Here is a 16,018-nt window from a genome sequence, read left to right on the forward strand (position 1 = left end):
CGCGGCGAGCCTAGAGCAGGTAAAGCATCTTCACCTGTTGCGCATCGGCATCACCCGACACGGTGAAACGGGCCGCCTTGAAGCTGGGCGGACCGAAGGTGATGACCGGGTTGCGCGAGAAGCCGAAGCCCTCTTTCGGGATTCCGGCGAACGTATCGAGCTTGCCGTTGCCATTCTCGTCATGGATCACCGCGATGGCATAATCGCCGCGCGGCAGGCCGTCGAAAGCGATCTCGTTGTGGGTCGCGGGGACTGACCGGGTAACGGCATGCCTGTCGTCGGTGCATTTGGGGAAATTCTTCGGATCCGCCGTCAGGCAGACGCGAATCATGCCGCGCGTCGAGCGAAGCTTCGCCACGTCGAGCGACAGATCAGCGACCGGCATCGCCCCCGGCAGCAGCGCCATCGCGACGAGTCCGAGCCCCAGCCGGCCGCCCAGCCGCCTTGCGACGCGCCCGTTCATGCTCCCGGGCGAAATCGCCGATACCGCGATCGGTACCGCAGAGCCGGTCCCAGAATCGGAAATAGAGCCCATAATTTCCCCCATAATGCTCATGGTGGCGCTGATGATGGCTCGCGGTGATGAGCCAAGCCCCCATTGGCCCCCGCCACATGAACGCAGGAAAAACCTCCCACCCCATATGGTTGGTTACCCCCATAACCGTCATGACGGTCAGCACCACTCCAAGCGCATAGGGATGGATCGGAATCACGAAGACCAGTAGCGGAATGGCAACAGCCCCGCTGATCGCCTCGATCGGGTGGAACGCCATCGCCGCCCAGGCGGTGGGCGGGCGGCTGGCATGGTGGACCGCATGGGCGATGCGGAACGGCCGGGGCAGATGCATCCAGCGATGGGTCCAGTAGAACCAGCTATCGTGCGCGATCAGATAGAGCAGCACCGAGACCGGCAGGTACCAGAGCGGAAAGGCATGGATGTCGCCGTAGATTCGCGTCCAGCCACGATTCTGCCAGCCCCAGGCGATGATCCCCGCGGGCGCGCCATAGATCGCCGCGGACGCGAGGCTCCACCAGATCTCGCGCCTGATCTGCGGGTCGAGCCCGGCATAGAGGCCGGGATGCTTCGCGCGGGTGGCGGCGGCGAACAGCCCGCTGACGATCAGGTAGCGCACGCCGACGATCGCCGTCATCGCGACGGCGGAGAGAAGAATGGCGATCGTGACGGTCATCCCCACCCCCTTACACGGTGATGGGCCGGCTAGACCACTGTCCTGGCCGTGCCTGAGGGCCAAGTGCGCGATTTGCATGATGGGGCTATTCGGCTAGGCAAACCCCATGCCGGCCCCTCTCTCCTGCGATATCGCGATCGTCGGCGCCGGGCTGGCCGGCGGGCTGGTGACGCTGGCGCTGAAGAGGAAGCACCCCGGGCTCGACGTCAGGCTGGTCGAGGGATCGGACCGGGTCGGCGGCAACCATGTCTGGTCATTTTTTGCCAGCGACGTCGAAGAGGGCGACCGGTGGATCGTCGCACCGCTGATCGGCCATGGCTGGAAACACTATGACATCGCCTTTCCGGGCCATCGGCGGACGCTGGACGCCGCCTATTATTCGATCGAATCCGAACGGCTCGACACGGTGGTGCGCGCCGCCCTGCCCGAAGGCGCCCTGATGACCGGCCGCAAGGTGCTCGGTGCGAGCCCGACCGCGGTGGTGCTGGCCGATGGCGACCGGCTCCAGGCACGGGGCGTGATCGATGCGCGGGGGGCGGGCGATCTCGACCTGCTCGAGCTTGGCTGGCAGAAATTCCTGGGGCGGGAGTTCAGCCTCGACGAGCCGCATGGTGCGGCGCATCCGATGGTGATGGACGCCACGGTCGAGCAGATCGACGGATATCGTTTCGTCTATTGCCTGCCCTTCGCCGCGACCCGGATGTTCGTCGAGGATACCTATTACAGCGACTCGCCCGCGCTCGACCAGGCGACGCTGGCCGGGCGGATCGACGCCTATGTCGGTGCGCGCGGCTGGCAGGTCGATGGGCTGGTGCGCGAGGAAACGGGCGTGCTGCCGGTCGCGATGGGCGGCGATTTCGAGGAATATTGGCGCAGCGGGGGCAACAAGGTCGCCAAGGCGGGCATGCGGGCCGGGCTGTTTCACCCGACCACCGGCTATTCCCTGCCCGACGCGGTGCGTACCGCATCGCTGATCGCCCGGGCGAGCGACCTGTCGGGCAAGGCGCTGCACGACCTGACCTATGGCCTGGCGCGATCGACATGGCGCAAGCGCGGTTTCTACCGCATGCTCGACAAGATGCTGTTCAAGGCAGCCGAGCCGGCGGAACGTTATCGAATCCTCGAACGCTTCTACCGGCTCGATCCCCGTCTTATAGGCCGTTTCTATGCTGGACGTTCGACCCTATCCGACAAGGCCCGCGTCCTGATGGGCAAACCACCCGTAGCTGTGGGCCGCGCGCTGGAAGCCATTACCGGCGCCTCCATCCGCCCGACCCTCCACCGGAGCACGACATGAACCGCAGCGCGATCATCATAGGCGCTGGGTTCGGCGGGCTGGCGCTGGGCATCAGGCTGCAATCGGCGGGCGTGGACACGACCATCGTCGAGGCGCGCGACAAGCCCGGCGGCCGCGCCTATGTCTGGGAGAAGGACGGGTTCACCTTCGATGCCGGGCCGACGGTCATCACCGATCCGCCCTGCCTGCAGGAATTATGGGCGCTGACCGGGCGTAGCATGGCCGACGACGTGACCCTGGAGCCGGTGCTGCCCTTCTACCGGCTCAACTGGCCCGACGGGACCAGCTTCGACTATACCAACGACGACACGATCCTGATGGCGGAGATCGCCAAACTGAATCCGGAGGACGTCGCCGGATACCGCAAGTTCCTCGAATATTCTGCGGGCGTGTTCCACGAGGGATATGAGAAGCTCGGCCATGTCGCGTTCCTCGACTTCGCGTCGATGATCAAGGCGGCACCGGCGCTGGCGAAATATCAGGCGTGGCGATCGGTCTATTCGATCGTGTCGAGCTTCGTGAAGGACGAGCATCTTCGCCAGGCGCTGAGTTTCCATACGCTGCTCGTCGGCGGCAACCCGATGACGACCAGCGCGATCTACGCGCTGATCCACAAGCTGGAGCGCGATGGCGGCGTATGGTTCGCCAAGGGCGGCACCAACAGGCTGATCGCCGGCATGGTCACGCATTTCGAGCGGCTGGGCGGCGTGCTGCGCCTTAACGATCCGGTGACGAGCATCGAGACGCTCGGCGACAAGGCGACCGGCGTGGTCACCGCGTCGGGCTGGGAGGGCAAGGCCGATATGGTCGCGTGCAACGGCGACGTCATGCACATCTACCGCGACCTGCTGAAGACGTCCCGCAGCGCGCAGCGGACCAAGACCAAGCTGGAACGCAAGCGCTACTCCCCCTCGCTGTTCGTCGTGCATTTCGGGATCAAGGGCACCTGGCCGGGCATCCCGCACCACATGATCCTGTTCGGCCCGCGCTACAAAGGACTGCTCACCGACCTGTACGAGAGCGGCGTGCTGCCCGAGGATTTCTCGCTCTATCTGCACCACCCGACCGTGACCGATCCGAGCCTGGCGCCGGAGGGGCATTCGACCTTCTACGCACTGGCGCCGGTGCCGCATCTCGGCAAGTTCCCGGTCGATTGGGCGGAGATCGGGCCGATCCTGGAGAAGCGCATCCTCGACGAGATCGGGCGACGGCTGATCCCGGACATCCATGAGCGGATCGTCACCAAATTCCATTATGCGCCGAGCGACTTCGCAGTGGACCTGAACGCGCATCTCGGCAGCGCCTTCAGCCTGGAGCCGATCCTGACCCAGAGCGCCTGGTTCCGGGTACACAATCGCGACGACGATATCCCGAACCTGTATTTCGTTGGGGCGGGCACGCACCCGGGCGCCGGGATTCCGGGGGTTGTGGGGAGCGCCAAGGCTACGGCGGCGTTGATGTTGGAAGGACCTCGATGATGACGATGCGTGTCCTCCCCGGCACGGGGAGGGGGACCATTCGTTTCTTCAGCGAATGGTGGAGGGGGATATCCCCAAGCACAGCGTTTGCGGGTCCCCCCCTCCACCATCCTTCGGATGGTCCCCCTCGCCGTTCCGTGGAGAAACTATGAAACGCCTTGCCGTCTATTGCGGGTCGGCAAGCCCGAGTGACCCGGTCTATATCGATTCCGCCCGCGCGGTCGGGCGCACCCTGGCGGAACGCGGGATCGGCGTCGTCTATGGCGGCGGCCGGCTCGGGCTGATGGGCGCCGTCGCCGACGGGGCGCTCCAAGCTGGCGGCGAGGTGATCGGGATCATCCCGACCGCGCTGGTCAGTGCCGAGGTCGCGCATCGCGGGCTGACCGAGCTTCATGTCGTCGACACGATGCATCAGCGCAAACAGGCCTTCACCGACCTGTCCGACGGCTTCATCAACCTGCCCGGCGGCACCGGCACGATGGACGAATTGTGGGAAGCGCTTAGCTGGGCGCAGATCGGCTATCATGCCAAGCCGGTCGGGCTGCTCAACGTCGCCGGCTATTATGACCATCTGATCGCCTTCTACGCCAGGATGGGCGAGGTCGGTTTCCTGCGACCGCAGCATCAGGGCGTGCTGACCGTCGACGACACGCTCGACGGCCTGCTGGCGAAGATGGCGGCGCATGTGCCGATCGAGACGATCACCAAGATGCGCGCCAAGGATCTGTGAGCCCGTCTTCGGCATGATCGACCCGCCTCTCCCCACCCGCGACGCGATCGTCGCGACGGCGGCTGAATCGATCGCGCGCGGATCGAAGAGCTTCGCGGCGGCGAGCCGGTTGTTCGACAAGAAGACCCGCGAACGGGCCTGGCTGCTCTATGCCTGGTGCCGGAAATGCGACGACATCGCCGACGGCCAGGACCATGGCCATGGCATGACGATCGTCGACGATGCGCCGGCGCGGCTCGCCCGGGTCTCGGCGATGACCGAGGCGGCGCTGGCAGGCGAGTGGATCGGCGACCCCGCCTTCGATGCGTTGCGCATCGTCGCGGCCGAGACCCGCATGCCGGCGCGGTTCGCGCGCGACCTGATCGCCGGCTTTGCGCTCGATGCGGAGGAATGGCGGCCGCGCAGCGAGGACGACCTCTACAGATATTGCTATCATGTCGCGGGTGCGGTCGGCTGCATGATGGCGGTCGCGATGGGCGTATCGCCCGACGACGACGCGACGCTCGACCGGGCCTGCGATCTCGGCATGGCGTTCCAGCTCGCCAATATCGCGCGCGATATCGAGGAGGATGACCGGGTCGGGCGCTGCTATCTGCCGGTGGACTGGCTGGTCGAGATGGACATTCCGCCCGGCCAGCACATGAAGCCGCCCTTCCGCCCACGGCTCGCGGTGCTGGCGAAGCGGCTGGCGGCGCGGGCAGCGGCGTTCGAGGCGAGCGCGCGGGCCGGAACACCCGCCCTTCCCCTGCGATCGGCCTGGGCGGTTCTGGCGGCGGCGGGCATCTATGGCGCGATCGGACGCGCGGTTGCGGAACGCGGCGAACATGCCTGGGACCACCGGGTCACCACATCGGCGGGCGCCAAGATCGCCATGATCTTGCGCGCGGCAAGGGACGCGATCGGGCGCGAGACGCTCTATTCGCCAGTGCCCCGCGACCCGGATTTGTGGACGAGACCGCGCTAACCTTTTCCCGCGCAATCCCCGCCCATCATTGTACGGCAAGTTGTACGATGATGGGCGAAAGTGTCAGCAACCCTCATGACATTTTTAGCATCGCAGCCATCGCAGCGGCTGCTCGATTCAATCGCGATCACTGACGGGCTATCGCTCGCCGGACCATGATCCCGCGTGCCGCTGCAGTGCCCGAATCCCGCCCGCTGGAAAAATGCGCGTAACTGGCCTATGTGCGCAGCCATGCTTGATACCCCGAATTTTTCCATGCCCATCCCGGGGCACATCGATCCCGTGCCCGTCCCGCGCGCGCCGACCCTGCGCGAGGATGGCAAAGTCGATCTGATCGGCCTGCCCAGAGAGGGAATCCGCGCTGCGCTCGAAGAGGCGGGTATGGAGCCGAAACAGGCGAAGCTGCGCGCCAAGCAGCTCTGGCACTGGATGTATAATCGCGGCGTGACCGAGTTCACCGCGATGACCGACATCTCCAAGACCCAGCATCCCTGGTTCGCCGAGCGCTTCGTGATCGGTCGTCCCGAGGTGGTCGAGGCGCAGGTGTCGACCGATGGGACGCGCAAATGGCTGCTGCGCTCGCCCGACGGGCAGGATTATGAGATGGTGTTCATCCCCGATGCCGACCGGGGAACGCTCTGCGTGTCGAGTCAGGTGGGCTGCACGCTCAACTGCCGCTTCTGCCACACCGGCACGATGCGCCTGGTGCGCAACCTGACCGCCGGTGAGATCGTCGGCCAGGTCATGCTGGCGCGCGACGGCCTGGGCGAATGGCCGAGCCAGCCCGAGGGCCGGATGCTCACCAATATCGTGATGATGGGCATGGGCGAGCCGCTGTATAATTTCGATGCCGTCCGCGATGCGCTGAAGCTGGTGATGGACGGCGACGGGCTTGCCTTGTCGAAGCGCCGCATCACCCTCTCGACCTCGGGCGTGGTGCCGATGATGGCGCGCGCGGGGGCGGAGATCGGCGTGAACCTCGCCGTGTCGCTCCATGCCGTCACCAAGGAAGTCCGCGACGAGATCGTCCCGATCAACCGCAAATACGGCATCGAGGAACTGCTCCAGGCGTGCGCCGATTATCCCGGCGCGAACAATGCCCGGCGCATCACCTTCGAATATGTGATGCTCAAGGACAAGAACGACAGCGACGCGGATGCGCATGAGCTGGTCCGCCTGATCCGCCACTATCGCCTGCCCGCCAAGGTGAACCTGATCCCGTTCAACCCCTGGCCCGGCGCGCCCTATGACTGCTCGACGCCGGAGCGGATCCGCAGCTTCTCGTCGATCATCTTCGAGGCCGGCATCTCGGCGCCCGTCCGCACCCCGCGCGGCCGCGACATCGACGCCGCCTGCGGCCAGCTCAAGACTGCGTCCGAAAAGAAGAGCCGCGCCGAGCTGGACCGCCAGGCCGAGGAAAAGCTGGCGGCGCTTGGCTGATCTTTCCGGGGTGGCTTTCGCGGCGGGCGCGGGGGCGCTCGGCGGTGCGATGAACGCCCTTGCCGGTGGCGGCACCTTCGCGACCATGCCGACGCTGATCGCGCTCGGCCTGCCCTCGCCCGTCGCCAATGCGACCAGCAATGTCGCGTTGCAGCCCGGCCTGGCCGCGAGCGCCTGGGCCTATCGCCGCGATCTTGCGCCGCTGGCCGGGTTCAGCATCCGGGTGCTTGCCGCGATCACCTTCGCCAGCGGGCTCGCCGGCAGCCTGTTGCTGGTGGCGACTCCGGCGCGGCTGTTCGACATCGTCGTGCCCTGGCTGCTGCTGCTCGCCACGATCGTCCTCGCCTTCGGCAAGCGCGCCTCGGCGGCACTGCACGAACGGGTCACGATCGGCCCGAAGACGCTGGTGATCACCCAGATCCTGCTCGGCATCTATTGCGGCTATTTCGGCGGTGGCGCCGGGCTGATGATGACGGCGGCCTTCGGTCTGCTCGCCCATCAGCAGCCGCACCAGATGGCCGCGCCGCGCACCGTGTTGGTCGCGACCGCCAATGCGGCGGCGACGTTGATCTTCGTGATCGCGGGCATGGTGCGCTGGATCTTCTGCATCCCCATGCTGATCGGCGCGGTCGTCGGCGGCTATTTCGGCGCGCGGCTCGGTCGGGTCCTGCCGCCGCTCGCGATCCGGATCTGGACCCTGCTGGTCACCGCAGTGACGACCGCAGTGTTCTTCTGGCGTGCCTACGCCTGAGCCGCGGGCGCGGCCGCAAAGAACATCAGATGCACCAGCCGGCCATTCTCCGGCCGGTCGCCGAACGCAGCGCCCGAATTGTGGAACATCCACGGGCTGAACAGGATCAGCCGGTTGAAGCGCATCGGCACGGTCATGGTCTTTTCCCAGCGCGCCGGCTTCAGCGTGTCCTGGTTGACCACTTCCTCGATCAGCCGGTTGATGTCGCTATAGCCCGTCGCGAACAGCGCTGCCTCGGTTTGCGGCACGCGTTCCAGGCCGGTCGGGCGGTGGCTGAAGAACTCGGTGCCGCCGCGACAATGCTCGGGCAGCGAGAGATAGAGGATGCCCGAATAGAAGCAGGGGTCGATATGGACGCCGCTCGCGCCCTTGTCGCCTTTCAGCGTCAGGCGGCAATGCTGGTGGGTCGTGCCGGCGGCCGGTTGTAACCGAACGCCGGTTCGGGACGAAACAGCATCGTCGAGGCCAGTGATCGGCAGCGGCCGGGTGGAGAGCAGCCCGGGATAATTGCCTTTTTTGAACGCCGGGTCGTAATCGAGCGCAAGTGCCTGCGCCCGGAACGTCAGCGGATCGCGCAGGAAATCATCGATGACGATCAATGACGGCAGCATCGCCCAAGCATGGCAGATTTGCCGCCGCCGGGAAATGGTCATGGCCATGGGTCGGTTCGTAGAAATGCTGGTCAGGCATTCCGGCATGGTCCCCGCGCTGCGATTGCGGTTCTACAACCCGCCCGGACAGGATATGCAACGGCAATGACCGAGATGAGCGCAACCGCCGATGCGATGGTCGAAAGGCCGGCACGGGTGATCTACCGGCACAGGCTCGCGACCCGGCTGTGGCATTGGGTCAACGCGGCGACGTTCTTCATCCTGCTCGGCAGCGGGCTGATGATCTTCAACGCGCATCCGCATCTCTACTGGGGCAATTACGGCGCCAATTACGACCATGCCTGGCTGACCCTGCCGCAATGGCCCGGCTGGCTGACCATCCCGGCCAGCTACAATCTCGCCATCGCCCGGCGCTGGCACCTGCTGTTCGCGCTGGTGCTTGGCTTCGGCCTGTTGTTGTTCATGCTCGCGAGCCTGATCAACCGCCATTTCCAGCGCGACCTGCGGGTGCGCAGGGCCGAGCTGACGCCGCGAAACCTGCTCCACGATCTGCGCGACCATATCGCGCTGCGCTTCCACGATCCGGAAAATCCGCACGCGTTCAACATCTTCCAGAAACTGTCCTATGTGGTGGTGATCTTCGGGCTGATCCCGCTGATGATCCTGACCGGGCTCACAATGTCGCCGGGCATGAACGCCGCGTGGCCGTGGCTGCTCGACCTGTTCGGCGGGCGGCAATCGGCGCGGTCGATCCATTTCATCGTGGCGGGCGCGCTGGCCGGCTTCACCATCGTGCATCTCGCGCTCGTCATCATCGCGGGCGCCTGGAACGAGGTGCGGTCGATGATCACCGGGCGCTGGACCGTACCGGAGGAGGAGGCATGAGCCGGATCATCACGCGGCGCGCGCTGATCACCAGCGCGGCGGTCGGCGGGGCAGGCCTGCTCAGCGGGTGCGACAAGGTCGCGAACGACCCGGGTTTTCGCAAGATCCTGTTCTCGGGCGAGAAGATGCAGGAGGGGCTCCAGCGTGCGCTGATGGACAGGAGCGCGCTCGCGCCCGAATTCAGGGACGATCAGATGTCGCCGCGCTTCCGCACCAACGGCACGCGCAACCCCAATACGCCCGACTATAACGCGATGCTGGCCGACCGCTTCGACGGTTGGCGGCTACAGGTCGGCGGACTGGTGACTCGCCCGCTCAGCCTGTCGCTGGCACAGATCAGGTCGATGCCGACCCGCGTCCAGATCACCCGACATGATTGCGTCGAGGGGTGGAGTGCGATCGGCAAGTGGCACGGGCCGATGCTCGGGACCGTCCTGAAGGCGGCGGGCCTGCGCTCCGACGCGCGCTATATCGTGTTCACCTGCGCCGACCTGTTCAGGGGCAAGAATTATTACGAATCGATCGATGTGATCGATGCCTTCCATCCCCAGACCATCCTCGCCTGGGCGATGAACAATGCGGTGCTCGATGTAGGGCACGGCGCGCCGCTCCGTCTCAGGGTCGAGCGCCAGCTCGGCTACAAGCACGCCAAATATGTCATGCGCATCGATGCGGTCGCCTCGCTCGCCGGAATCGGCAAGGGCAAAGGGGGCTATTGGGAAGACAATGTAGATTACGATTGGTATGCGGGCATCTGATTGTTACGGACGCCCAATATGGCTCTGATCGATCGATTCCTCGCCGCGCGGGTCAAGCGCGGGCAGCTCACCGTCCATCACGCCAACGGCACCGTCCGGGTGTTCGGAAAGCCCGATCCCGATCCGGACTTCCCGAACGTGACGATCCGTTTCACCGACAATGGCGCGGCCAATTTCATCACCCGTAACCCCAGCCTGGGCGCTGGAGAGGCCTATATGCAGGGCCGGATGGCGGTCGATGGCGAGGACATCATGGGCCTCGTCCAGCTGATGACCGCCAACGACCTGTGGGAGCATGGGCTCTCCGCGCTCAGCGCCAATCGCGCCGCCCGCGCGATCACGGCCGTCACGCACCGTATCAACCGAATCAACATGGCGCGCCGGTCGAAGAAGAATGTCGCGCATCATTACGATCTCAGCGACCGGCTCTACGATCTCTTCCTCGACGCCGATCGCCAGTACAGCTGCGCCTATTTCACTGATCCGGCCAACAGCCTGGAACAGGCCCAGTCGGACAAGAAGGCGCATATCGCGGCGAAGCTGGCGCTGAAGCCGGGCATGAAGGTACTCGACATCGGCTGCGGCTGGGGCGGCATGGCGCTGTACCTGCACGAGAAGACCGGGGCCGAGGTGCTCGGCGTCACCCTGTCGGAGGAACAGCTGAAGGTCGCCCGCCGCCGTGCCGAGGAAGCCGGGGTTGCCGACAAGGTGAAGTTCGAGCTGATCGACTACCGCCACGTGACGGGCAAGTTCGACCGGATCGTCTCGGTCGGCATGTTCGAGCATGTCGGCCCGGCGCATTACCGCACCTTCTTCAAGCAGTGCCGCGACCTGCTGACCGATGACGGCGTGATGCTGCTCCACACCATCGGCCGCATGGGCGCCCCGGGGGTTACCGATCAGTGGACCGCGAAATACATCTTCCCCGGCGGCTACAACCCCGCCCTGTCGGAGATCGTCAGCGCCAATGAGGGGCTTCGCTTCATCCTGACCGATGTCGAGGTGCTGCGGCTGCATTATTCCTACACGCTCGATCACTGGTACGACCGGACGGTGGCGGCGCGCGACGCGATCGTCGCCCTGTATGACGAGCCTTTCTACCGGATGTGGCAATTCTATCTGGCGGGCGCGTCCTGCGCGTTCCGCTATGGCGGCATGTGCAACTATCAGCTGCAATATGCCAAGAACCGCCACACCGTGCCGATCACCCGCGACTACATGATCGAGGCCGAGCAGGCGATGCGCGAGGCGTAAGGGCGATCGTCATTCCGCCATGCCGGACTGGTTCCGGCTTGCACGCCCAGGATCGGCAATCAGCTCTTCCAGCACGGCCAGCCCTGTGACTTTGTCTGTCGAATGCTCGCTGCCCCGCCAGAGCGTATCGCGCTTCGGCAAGCTGGAGGCGAGATCGCGAGGGCGGGAGGCTGGCGCGATGTCCCGCGCCTGCCTATCCGGACGCGCATGAATATACCGCTGACCCGTCGCGCGATCTTCGCCCAGGCCTGGCCGATCATGCTCGGCCAGACGACGGTGCCGCTCGTCGGGCTGGTCGATACCGCGGTCATCGGGCGGACCGGGGATGCGGCTGCGCTGGCCGGGGTCGCGCTCGGCACCGTCGTGATCAACATGATCTTCTGGACCTTCGGCTTCCTGCGCATGGGCATGACCGGGATGACCGCCCAGGCCGAAGGAGCGGGCGACTCGCGCGAGGTGGAGGCAATGCTGCTGCGGGGCCTGGTGGCCGGTTTCGCCCTGGGCCTTGGGCTGTTCGCACTTCAGATCGTGCTGATTCCGCTCGCGCTGAAGACGATGGCGGGCGGTGGAGCGCTCGACGCGGCGGCGCATGGCTATGTCAGCGCGCGTTTCCTCGGGGCGCCGGCCAGCCTTGCGGTGTTCGCGATCAATGGCTGGCTGTTCGGGCTTGGTCGCACCCGGGCGGCGCTGGCGCTGCAGATCGTGATGAATCTGGTCAACATTGCGCTCGACCTGCTGTTCGTGTGGCATTTCCATCTGGGCGCGCGGGGCGTTGGGCTCGGCACGGCCTGTGCCGAATGGATTTCGCTGGCGGTCGGGCTGGCGATCGTCGGGCGGGGGATCGACTGGCGGCGGATTCTCTCGCCTGCCCTGTTCGGCGGCGGGGCGCTCGGGCGACTATTCGCGGTCAATGCCGACATCATGGTCCGCACCATCGCGCTGTTGTCGCTGTTCGTGTGGTTTACCAATGCCGGCGCCCGGTTGGGCGCGACCGCGCTGGCGGCGAACTATGTGCTGATGCAGTTCATCAGCGTCGCGGCGTTCGTGCTCGACGGCTTCGCCTTCACCGCCGAGTCGCGCGTCGGCCAGGCGATCGGTGCGCGCTCGCGGCCGGCCCTGGTCCGGGCGATCCGGCTGACCGGCGAATTCTCGGTGGTGGCGGGCATCGGTTTCGCGCTGGTCTTTTTCGCAGCGGGGCCGGCTCTGATCGCCTTTTTCGCGACCAACCAGGATGTACGAAGCCAGGCGGTGGCCCTGCTGCCCTTCGCGGCGGTCGTCCCGGCGATCGGCGTGCCCGCCTGGTTGCTCGACGGCATCTTCATCGGCGCGACTCGGGGCAAGGCGCTGCGTAACGCCGCGATTCTGGCGACCGTGCTCTATATCGCGACCGACCTGCTGTTCAGGCCGTTCGGCCAGAGCGGCATCTGGTGGGCGTTCATGGCGAGCTATTTCTATCGCGCGGCGACGCTCGGCGCCTATCTGCCGGGGCTCATCCGGACCATCGAGGTTGCGGAACCCGGCAACGAACCCTAGAGCGCGGGCCGATTCAGTCCCTGCCGGAGCCGCTTTCATGACCGACAAGATCAATCGCCCCGCCGGCGAAGCCGGTATCAACAGGGTCGTCCTCGCCTATTCGGGCGGGCTGGACACCAGCGTGATCCTGAAATGGCTCCAGCAGACCTATCAGTGCGAGGTGGTGACCTTCACCGCCGATCTCGGACAGGGCGAGGAGCTCGAGCCGGCCCGCCGCAAGGCGGAAGCTGCGGGCGTGAAGCCCGAGCATATCTTCATCGACGATCTGCGCGAGGAGTTCGTCGGTAATTACGTCTTCCCGATGATGCGCGCCAACGCGATGTACGAAGGCCTGTACCTGCTCGGTACCTCCATCGCGCGGCCGCTGATCGCCAAGCGCCAGATCGAGATTGCGAAGCTGGTCAACGCCGACGCGGTCAGCCACGGCGCGACCGGCAAGGGCAACGACCAGGTCCGCTTCGAGCTCGGCTATTATGCCCTCGCGCCCGACATCAAGGTGATCGCGCCGTGGCGCGAATGGGATCTGACCAGCCGCACGAAGCTGATCGAGTTCGCCGAGCAGCACCAGATTCAGGTGTCGAAGGACAAGCGGGGCGAAGCGCCCTTTTCGACCGACGCGAACATCCTGCATACCTCGTCCGAGGGCAAAGTGCTCGAGGATCCGTGGGAGGAGGTGCCCGACTATGTCTATTCGCGCACCGTCAATCCCGAGGACGCGCCCGACCAGCCCGAATTCATCACGATCGATTTCGAGCGCGGTGACGGCGTCGCGGTGAATGGCGAGGCGATGTCGCCCGCCACGCTGCTCGCCAAGCTCAACGATCTCGGCCGTAAGCACGGGATCGGCCGGCTCGACCTGGTCGAGAACCGCTTCGTCGGCATGAAGTCGCGCGGCATGTACGAAACGCCCGGCGGCACCATCTATTATCTTGCGCATCGAGGCATCGAGCAACTCACGCTCGATCGCGGTGCCGCGCATCTGAAGGACGAGCTGGCGCCGCGCTATGCCGAGCTGGTCTATAACGGCTTCTGGTTCTCGCCCGAGCGCGAGATGCTGCAGGCGGCGATCGACCATAGCCAGGAAAAAGTCGCCGGCACCGTGCGGCTGAAGCTCTACAAGGGCGGTGTCTATGTCGTCGGCCGCAAGTCGTCCAATTCGCTCTATTCGGAGAAGGTCGTGACCTTCGAGGACGATCAGGGCGCCTATGACCAGCGTGACGCCGCGGGCTTCATCAAGCTCAATGCGCTGCGCCTGCGCCTGCTCGGGCGGCGCGATCGCGACTGACCCGAGTCGGGTAACGGCCGGGTCGGTCCTCCCGCTTACCCTAACCCGGTTTTAACCCGGTTTCGCTAGTCCTCCGTCATGGGGACATTCAGCGAACGACGGCTGGTCTATGGCGACGCGCTGGTGGCGATCCTGCTCGCCTGCGTGCTCGCCGCCGCCTGGGCCTTTCGCGACTGGCACCAGCTTTCGGCGCTACGCCTGCCCGACACCGACGATGCCATGCGTCTTCAGCAGATTCGCGACTGGCTGGGGGGGCAGCGCTTCAACGATCTTTCGCAATATCGGCTTGGCGAAGCGCCCGGCCTGGCGATGCACTGGTCGCGCCTGCCCGATCTGGTGCCCGGCGCGATCATCGCCTTGCTGACGCCATGGCTCGGTGCGCATCAGGCCGAGCTCGTCGCGGTGCTGACCTGGCCGACCCTGTTGTTCGCCGCTGCGCTGTTCCAGGTTGCGCGGATCGCCCGGGCGATCGGCGGGCGCGCCGTCGCGCGCACCGCCGCGGTAGTCGCCGCGATCGCCTATCCGGCCACGACGATCTTCCTGCCCGGGCGTATCGATCACCACGGCCTGCAGGTCGTCCTGCTGTTGCTGGTGGTCCGCACCCTGACCAGCCCGCCCGCGCTCGGCCTCGGTCTCACCGCCGGGCTGGCCGCGGCGGCAAGCCTGGTGACCGGCATGGAGACAGCACCATTGCTGGCCGCCGCGGGCCTCGCCATGGCGGGCGAGTGGCTGTTCGCCAGACATGCGGCCGACGATCGCATGATGGGGTTCGGCATCGCGCTCGGCGCCGGGTTGCTCGGCGCATCGATCCTCTTCAAGACGAGCCAATGGGGCTATCCCGCCTGCGACGGCTTCACCGCCACGGCGTGGCGCGGCGCGGTCATCGCCGCCTTTGCGCCGATGCTGATGGCGCTCGCCGCGCGTGACTTCATCAGGCCAGCGATGCGCGCGATGCTCGCCCTGCTGGTCGCGGGCGTGATCGGCGCCGGCGTGATCGCGGTCGCCCCGCAATGCCTGCGGCCCTATGCCATGGTCGATCCGATGCTGGCGCGGCTATGGCTGGGCAAGGTCGGTGAGGCGCAGTCGCTCTTCTCCGCGCCGCTGGGTGTGGCCATCGGCTATGCCGGGGTGATGGTGGCCGGCATCGTCGCGACTGCCTGGCGGCTCTACGTGACGCGGGATTATCGCTGGGGGGCGCTGCTCATCGTCCAGCTCGCCGCCCTTGGGGTGACCTGCTTCCAGCTACGCGGTGCTTATGCCGGCGCGATTCTCGCTGCCCCCGCGCTTGCCGCGGTGATCGCCGCCGCGCGCCGCCGCGGTACGGCCTGGCTTGCCGCCGCCTGGCTCGCCTCGGCGGGCATGCTCTATCCCCTTGCGGCGGATGCGCTCACGCCGCGCCAGCCGGTGCGCGCCGCCGCGCCGTCGACGGGAAACTGCACATCGCCCGAGGCGCTCGCCGCGCTTGCCAAGCTGCCGCCGGGCAGGTTGCTCGCGCCGCTCGATCTCGGCGCCTATGCGCTGGCGGCGACCCGGCTCGACGTGGTCGGCGCGCCCTATCACCGCAACAATGCCGGCAATCTCGCCGTTTATCATTTCTTCCTCGGCACGTCCGAGGATGCGGCTGGGGTCGCCCGGCGATGGCAGCTCGGCTATGTCGCGCTCTGCCCCGACAGTTTCAGCGAACTGGGCAACGACGCGGCCGGTGGGCGGCAAATGGTGAACCAGCTTCGTGCCGGACGGCATCCGGCTTGGCTCGATCCCGTCGAGGCCGCTCCTGCCGGTCTTGCGCTGTACCGTGTCGAACCCGGCTTGTTTACGCGGGGTTCATCGCGGTAAGGCCCA

The 16,018-nt window shown here is 66.1% G+C and carries 16 protein-coding genes; 13 read left to right on the forward strand and 3 right to left on the reverse strand.

The window, feature by feature from the left end; genetic code table 11:
* Positions 1–10 precede the first annotated feature (10 nt).
* Positions 11–406 carry a DUF2141 domain-containing protein gene (locus AC1DT7_RS02000; RefSeq protein ID WP_478033859.1) on the reverse strand — a complete coding sequence of 132 codons (396 nt, stop codon included), beginning with the start codon at positions 404–406 and terminating at the stop codon, positions 11–13.
* Entirely contained in the window at positions 372–1,190 is an 819-nt protein-coding gene (locus tag AC1DT7_RS02005) for a sterol desaturase family protein (protein ID WP_478033860.1), read from the reverse strand. Before AC1DT7_RS02005 ends, AC1DT7_RS02000 begins: the two co-directional genes overlap by 35 nt.
* A gap of 106 nt (positions 1,191–1,296) precedes the next feature.
* Here AC1DT7_RS02005 and crtY point away from each other — a divergent pair, with 106 nt between their 5' ends.
* From crtY to AC1DT7_RS02035, 6 genes are all read left to right on the forward strand, one after another.
* Positions 1,297–2,487 (forward strand): lycopene beta-cyclase CrtY, encoded by a 1,191-nt coding sequence (crtY, locus tag AC1DT7_RS02010; protein ID WP_478033861.1) that lies wholly within the window; start codon positions 1,297–1,299, stop codon positions 2,485–2,487.
* On the forward strand, positions 2,484–3,965 hold the full coding sequence (locus AC1DT7_RS02015; RefSeq protein ID WP_478033862.1) for a phytoene desaturase: 1,482 nt from the start codon (positions 2,484–2,486) through the stop codon (positions 3,963–3,965). The genes crtY and AC1DT7_RS02015 overlap by 4 nt, the downstream gene beginning before the upstream one ends.
* A gap of 148 nt (positions 3,966–4,113) precedes the next feature.
* Positions 4,114–4,695 (forward strand): LOG family protein, encoded by a 582-nt coding sequence (locus AC1DT7_RS02020; RefSeq protein WP_478033863.1) that lies wholly within the window; start codon positions 4,114–4,116, stop codon positions 4,693–4,695.
* A gap of 13 nt (positions 4,696–4,708) precedes the next feature.
* Positions 4,709–5,659, forward strand: coding sequence for a phytoene/squalene synthase family protein (locus AC1DT7_RS02025; RefSeq protein WP_478033864.1), 951 nt, complete (start codon positions 4,709–4,711; stop codon positions 5,657–5,659).
* 255 nt (positions 5,660–5,914) lie between these two features.
* Complete coding sequence (gene rlmN, locus AC1DT7_RS02030) at positions 5,915–7,099, forward strand: dual-specificity RNA methyltransferase RlmN (protein ID WP_478033865.1); 1,185 nt, start codon at positions 5,915–5,917, stop codon at positions 7,097–7,099.
* A complete protein-coding gene (locus tag AC1DT7_RS02035; RefSeq protein WP_478033866.1) occupies positions 7,092–7,850 on the forward strand; it encodes a sulfite exporter TauE/SafE family protein in 759 nt (252 codons plus the stop codon). Before rlmN ends, AC1DT7_RS02035 begins: the two co-directional genes overlap by 8 nt.
* On the opposite strand, the gene AC1DT7_RS02040 is transcribed toward AC1DT7_RS02035, so the two are convergent.
* A complete protein-coding gene (locus AC1DT7_RS02040; RefSeq protein WP_478033868.1) occupies positions 7,841–8,449 on the reverse strand; it encodes a DUF6445 family protein in 609 nt (202 codons plus the stop codon). The genes AC1DT7_RS02035 and AC1DT7_RS02040 overlap by 10 nt on opposite strands.
* Here AC1DT7_RS02040 and AC1DT7_RS02045 point away from each other — a divergent pair.
* The 7 genes from AC1DT7_RS02045 to AC1DT7_RS02075 all read left to right on the forward strand — a co-directional run bounded on the left by AC1DT7_RS02045 (position 8,439) and on the right by AC1DT7_RS02075 (position 16,012).
* The gene (locus AC1DT7_RS02045) at positions 8,439–8,609 is read left to right on the forward strand and encodes a hypothetical protein (protein WP_478033869.1); all 171 of its coding nucleotides are present in this window, start codon (positions 8,439–8,441) and stop codon (positions 8,607–8,609) included. The two genes, AC1DT7_RS02040 and AC1DT7_RS02045, sit on opposite strands and share 11 nt — an antisense overlap.
* Entirely contained in the window at positions 8,606–9,346 is a 741-nt protein-coding gene (locus AC1DT7_RS02050; RefSeq protein ID WP_478033870.1) for a cytochrome b/b6 domain-containing protein, read from the forward strand. Before AC1DT7_RS02045 ends, AC1DT7_RS02050 begins: the two co-directional genes overlap by 4 nt.
* Complete coding sequence (locus AC1DT7_RS02055; protein ID WP_478033872.1) at positions 9,343–10,104, forward strand: molybdopterin-dependent oxidoreductase; 762 nt, start codon at positions 9,343–9,345, stop codon at positions 10,102–10,104. The genes AC1DT7_RS02050 and AC1DT7_RS02055 overlap by 4 nt, the downstream gene beginning before the upstream one ends.
* Positions 10,105–10,122: 18 nt before the next feature.
* Positions 10,123–11,358 (forward strand): class I SAM-dependent methyltransferase, encoded by a 1,236-nt coding sequence (locus AC1DT7_RS02060; RefSeq protein ID WP_478033873.1) that lies wholly within the window; start codon positions 10,123–10,125, stop codon positions 11,356–11,358.
* A 207-nt stretch (positions 11,359–11,565) separates the two neighbouring features.
* The gene (locus AC1DT7_RS02065) at positions 11,566–12,891 is read left to right on the forward strand and encodes an MATE family efflux transporter (RefSeq protein ID WP_478033874.1); all 1,326 of its coding nucleotides are present in this window, start codon (positions 11,566–11,568) and stop codon (positions 12,889–12,891) included.
* A 37-nt stretch (positions 12,892–12,928) separates the two neighbouring features.
* On the forward strand, positions 12,929–14,176 hold the full coding sequence (locus AC1DT7_RS02070; RefSeq protein ID WP_478033875.1) for an argininosuccinate synthase: 1,248 nt from the start codon (positions 12,929–12,931) through the stop codon (positions 14,174–14,176).
* A gap of 78 nt (positions 14,177–14,254) precedes the next feature.
* Positions 14,255–16,012, forward strand: coding sequence for a hypothetical protein (locus tag AC1DT7_RS02075; RefSeq protein ID WP_478033877.1), 1,758 nt, complete (start codon positions 14,255–14,257; stop codon positions 16,010–16,012).
* Positions 16,013–16,018 lie beyond the last annotated feature (6 nt).

The organism is Sphingomonas sp. P3_C6 (genome assembly GCF_056402595.1).

What these genes read in the sequence shown, in the direction of transcription:
- AC1DT7_RS02000 (WP_478033859.1), bottom strand. Translation starts at nt 406, where the DNA reads ATGGCGCTGCTGCCGGGGGCGATGCCGGTCGCTGATCTGTCGCTCGAC.
- AC1DT7_RS02005 (WP_478033860.1), bottom strand. Translation starts at nt 1,190, where the DNA reads ATGACCGTCACGATCGCCATTCTTCTCTCCGCCGTCGCGATGACGGCG.
- crtY (WP_478033861.1), top strand. Translation starts at nt 1,297, where the DNA reads ATGCCGGCCCCTCTCTCCTGCGATATCGCGATCGTCGGCGCCGGGCTG.
- AC1DT7_RS02015 (WP_478033862.1), top strand. Translation starts at nt 2,484, where the DNA reads ATGAACCGCAGCGCGATCATCATAGGCGCTGGGTTCGGCGGGCTGGCG.
- AC1DT7_RS02020 (WP_478033863.1), top strand. Translation starts at nt 4,114, where the DNA reads ATGAAACGCCTTGCCGTCTATTGCGGGTCGGCAAGCCCGAGTGACCCG.
- AC1DT7_RS02025 (WP_478033864.1), top strand. Translation starts at nt 4,709, where the DNA reads ATGATCGACCCGCCTCTCCCCACCCGCGACGCGATCGTCGCGACGGCG.
- rlmN (WP_478033865.1), top strand. Translation starts at nt 5,915, where the DNA reads ATGCCCATCCCGGGGCACATCGATCCCGTGCCCGTCCCGCGCGCGCCG.
- AC1DT7_RS02045 (WP_478033869.1), top strand. Translation starts at nt 8,439, where the DNA reads ATGACGATCAATGACGGCAGCATCGCCCAAGCATGGCAGATTTGCCGC.
- AC1DT7_RS02050 (WP_478033870.1), top strand. Translation starts at nt 8,606, where the DNA reads ATGACCGAGATGAGCGCAACCGCCGATGCGATGGTCGAAAGGCCGGCA.
- AC1DT7_RS02055 (WP_478033872.1), top strand. Translation starts at nt 9,343, where the DNA reads ATGAGCCGGATCATCACGCGGCGCGCGCTGATCACCAGCGCGGCGGTC.
- AC1DT7_RS02060 (WP_478033873.1), top strand. Translation starts at nt 10,123, where the DNA reads ATGGCTCTGATCGATCGATTCCTCGCCGCGCGGGTCAAGCGCGGGCAG.
- AC1DT7_RS02065 (WP_478033874.1), top strand. Translation starts at nt 11,566, where the DNA reads ATGAATATACCGCTGACCCGTCGCGCGATCTTCGCCCAGGCCTGGCCG.
- AC1DT7_RS02070 (WP_478033875.1), top strand. Translation starts at nt 12,929, where the DNA reads ATGACCGACAAGATCAATCGCCCCGCCGGCGAAGCCGGTATCAACAGG.
- AC1DT7_RS02075 (WP_478033877.1), top strand. Translation starts at nt 14,255, where the DNA reads ATGGGGACATTCAGCGAACGACGGCTGGTCTATGGCGACGCGCTGGTG.